The sequence below is a fragment of the Pedobacter sp. genome, assembly GCF_045628745.1.
Classification (GTDB): Bacteria; Bacteroidota; Bacteroidia; order Sphingobacteriales; family Sphingobacteriaceae; genus Pedobacter.
Genome location: NZ_JAZQPU010000408.1, coordinates 1 through 3,486, shown reverse-complemented (window position 1 = coordinate 3,486; position 3,486 = coordinate 1). Strand labels below are relative to the sequence as shown.

General features: G+C 36.7%; 4 protein-coding genes. 1 reads left to right on the top strand and 3 read right to left on the bottom strand.

Going from position 1 to position 3,486, the window contains the following annotated elements:
* Positions 1–61: 61 nt before the first annotated feature.
* The 3 genes from ACR2F7_RS14840 to ACR2F7_RS14830 all read right to left on the bottom strand — a co-directional run bounded on the left by ACR2F7_RS14840 (position 62) and on the right by ACR2F7_RS14830 (position 2,620).
* The gene (locus tag ACR2F7_RS14840; protein WP_432714327.1) at positions 62–499 is read right to left on the bottom strand and encodes a PepSY-like domain-containing protein; all 438 of its coding nucleotides are present in this window, start codon (positions 497–499) and stop codon (positions 62–64) included.
* A 175-nt stretch (positions 500–674) separates the two neighbouring features.
* The gene (locus ACR2F7_RS14835) at positions 675–1,946 is read right to left on the bottom strand and encodes a sensor histidine kinase (RefSeq protein ID WP_432714326.1); all 1,272 of its coding nucleotides are present in this window, start codon (positions 1,944–1,946) and stop codon (positions 675–677) included.
* On the bottom strand, positions 1,943–2,620 hold the full coding sequence (locus ACR2F7_RS14830; protein WP_432714325.1) for a response regulator transcription factor: 678 nt from the start codon (positions 2,618–2,620) through the stop codon (positions 1,943–1,945). Before ACR2F7_RS14830 ends, ACR2F7_RS14835 begins: the two co-directional genes overlap by 4 nt.
* A 108-nt stretch (positions 2,621–2,728) precedes the next feature.
* Here ACR2F7_RS14830 and ACR2F7_RS14825 point away from each other — a divergent pair.
* Positions 2,729–3,486 (top strand): HAEPLYID family protein (locus tag ACR2F7_RS14825; RefSeq protein WP_432714324.1); only part of this gene is annotated, 758 nt, incomplete at its 3' end.

Sequence of the window (3,486 nt, the reverse complement as noted above, 5' to 3'; positions counted from 1 at the left end):
AAATTGATTGCAGATTTGAAATCCCTATCTGCTGACAGGGGCTTGAAATTTAAATCTGTTTTTATAGAATGATCGTTGAAACTTTTCCTTTTTGGTCAAAGGTTACTTTTCTTTCTACATTTTGTTTTTTCAATTCCACTTTGTAATAAAATTGTTTATTCACTTCATATTGATCTACATCATCAATACGGTAGCCAGCATAACTCTGGTTAATCTGAGCCTTTACAGCTGCAGGTAACTCTGAAGGCTTTAATTCTTTTTTATGTTTCAGGATAGCACCTGTTTTACTGATCCAAACTTCGTGATCTCTCCTGTTAATGTTAAATTCGGCATTATAGTTTTCGCCTTTAATTTCCCATTCCACTTTACTGCTTTTAGGGAAAGATTTGTTGAAAGAATTGAGCACCACCGAAGGAACATCTGTTGATGGAATATCCTGTGCAAATGATACGTTTGTGAAAAGTAGTACTGCAGTTGCAATAATAATTAGCTTTTTCATGGTCTTATAATTAAATTTTAAACAGTCAGGGAACGATCCGGAGCATTGCATTGACGCGTTTGCTGGTAATGGTTTCATGATTTATATGAATTGTTGTTTTATTTATATCACAAAGTAAAGACCTAAAACAGGAAAGAAACTGGAAAACATATATCCTTTTAAAAAAAGAACTTTTTTAGGAGCCCAAGCTTAATGTAAATTGATGATGGTTTTCATGATAGGCATAGCGTAAATCAAAATCATATAAATTATTGATGGATTTTACAATAGCCAAGCCTAAGCCTGTGCTGTTTTTAAGGTTACTGTCTTTTCTAAACCGTTCAAAGATCTGCTTCTCATCTAAAGGTACTAATTTTCCAGTGTTACTGAAGGTGATGCTGTCTTGTTGGACCATGATTTGTACAGTTCCATTTATAATATTGTGGTTAATGGCATTTTTTAATAAATTAGAGATAAGGATCACTGCGAGGTCTCTATTCATTTTTGGCATAAAGATTCCCATTTCTTCAAAAACAACATTGACTTGCCTGGCTTCCGTAAAATCCTCGTAATCTTTGATCAATGTTTTAACCAGCTCATTGATAGAAAGTTCTTCTACGGTGCCATATTGTTTGTTTTCAATTTTTGAAATCATCAATAAAGACCTGTTTAACCTGGCGAGCCTATGGAGTGTGGTCACTACTTTATCAATAGATTCCATATTAGCCTCCGAAAGCGTTTGATCTTCCGCCATCAACTCTAATCTATTGAGGCTCACGGCAAGTGGCGTTTGTAATTCATGTGCTGCATTTTCAATAAATTGTTTCTGGCTGCCATAAGCTTTAACAGATTGCTCTACCAAGGCATTCACCGCTAAATTTAACTCGTTAAATTCTTTGATATCTGTGCTGACGGTTTCAATCTTCAGGTCCTGATCAAGCCTGAAAACTTTTAATCGTGCCAATAATTGATAAAAGGGAATCCATATTTTACGAAGCAACACATTATTGATCACCAGAATACTGATCAGTATAGCGGCATAAAGACCAAGCAGGCTATATAATAAAGACCTCACCAGGTCATCCTGCTCAAGGGTAGAAGCCACCACTTTTAACTCATAATAGGAATCATTGTTTTTAAAAGCTGTGGTTAAAAGCCTGAAGGGTTCCAGCTCTTGTTCATGTAATGTATACATCAAGGTATCCTTATATTGATCTTTAATATCTTCCGCTGCCTGTTTATTAATTTCCCTGATGGAATAATTATGATCTTTAAACCCCGCTCTTGAAATAGTTGCCTCATCATGCGACACCTTTTGGATGGCAAGCATTTTATCGTTCCTCAAACCATCATCTAAACTATCTCTCACTTCTTCAATCATGAGGATATAAAAGATAACCGCCCATACACTGATCACAACCAGCAGCGTTACATAGAGATACTTGAGGGTGTAATTAATCAGGTTCATAAACTTGCAAGTTTATAACCTATGCCATACACAGCCTGTATCTCTACACCGGAGGCACTATCTCTTAATTTCTTGCGTAAATTTTTGATTTGTGAATAGATGAATTCATAATCGTCGGCCTCATCCATATGATCTCCCCATACTTGTTCTGCCAGCGCAGTTTTATTAACCAGCCTGTTTTTGTTGATCACCAGGTAACTTAAAATATCGAATTCTTTACGGTTTAACACCAATTCTTTTTGATTAACAGTCACCAGGCGCTCCTGTAAATCCACACAGAGCTGTGCTATTTCAATTTTGTTATTGCCGTTCAATGATTTTCTTCGCACTACAGATTTTACCCTTGCATTGAGCTCTGCCAGGTGAAAGGGTTTCACCAAATAATCATCAGCACCACCATCTAAACCTGCCAATTTATCTTCCAGCGAGTCTTTCGCTGAAATAATAATGACATTATGAGATTTATTTATTTTTTTTAATTCTTCCAGTAATTGCAGTCCGCTGCCATCGGGAAGCATGATGTCAAGTAAAATACAATCGTATTCAAAAGAGATCATCTTCTCCATTGCATCGGTAAAGGTGCCCGCTGTTTCTACGATATAACTTTGCTTTTCAAGTGATTGCTGAATAACTTCCAGCAATTCGGTTTCATCTTCTACCACCAGTAATTTCATCGCCTGCAAAGCTAGAGAATTATATGTACTCCTTATGTATAACTTTCCGTTCCCATTTCTTTCCAGTTTCACCGGCTTCCTTTGCCGCACACACAAAAACAACCCATTTTGAGAAAAGTAATATTTAACCTCATCGTCTTCACTTTATGTAGTGCTGCGGTAAAAGCACAGGACCAGGACAGCCTACCATTAAAAATTAAACATGCCGAGCCAGTATATAATGATATAGTCCGTGATCTGGGTGCCAGAAAAGGAGAGCGTGAAATTAACATCGGTTATAAGATGGATAAAAATGGCGATTATAGCACCCAAAAGGGATTTATAGAGTATGAATTTGCAATCATCAATAGGTTAGGACTAGAATTGGAAATCCCTTTTCAGTTTCAAAGTAAAACCTATTCTGAAAAAGGGGTTGCTACAGTATCCAGCAATAAGGTAGAAAGTATCAAGCCTGCTATCCAGTATACCTTTTTTGTGGATAAAAAATCAAGAATTTCAATGGCAGCGGCCGGTATTTATGAGTTAAAATTACATTCTTTCAAATCAATAAAAGATGACATGGGCTTAATGAAAGGCAATAGTTTTAACCCTTTTTTAATTGTAGCCAAGCGATGGGGCAGCAATTTTCACACTATGGTTACTACCGGGCCTGAGTTTTACAATGATTTTGAAACGCATAGAAATGAATCTGCCTACCTGCTTAATGTAAGTATGCATTATATGATCGACAGCCATTTTCTGGGGATAGAAATGAACCAGGAATACAAAGGGCATGAAACCATGACTGTTTTGAGGCCGCAAGCTAAAGTTCAGCTGAATAAGAATATTGGTATTGGCCTTGTTTCGGGTATTCCAATTTCCCGTCC

Excerpts from the sequence above, each read along its gene's own strand:
- ACR2F7_RS14830 (WP_432714325.1), bottom strand. The coding sequence starts at position 2,620 with ATGAAATTACTGGTGGTAGAAGATGAAACCGAATTGCTGGAAGTTATT.
- ACR2F7_RS14835 (WP_432714326.1), bottom strand. The coding sequence starts at position 1,946 with ATGAACCTGATTAATTACACCCTCAAGTATCTCTATGTAACGCTGCTG.
- ACR2F7_RS14840 (WP_432714327.1), bottom strand. The coding sequence starts at position 499 with ATGAAAAAGCTAATTATTATTGCAACTGCAGTACTACTTTTCACAAAC.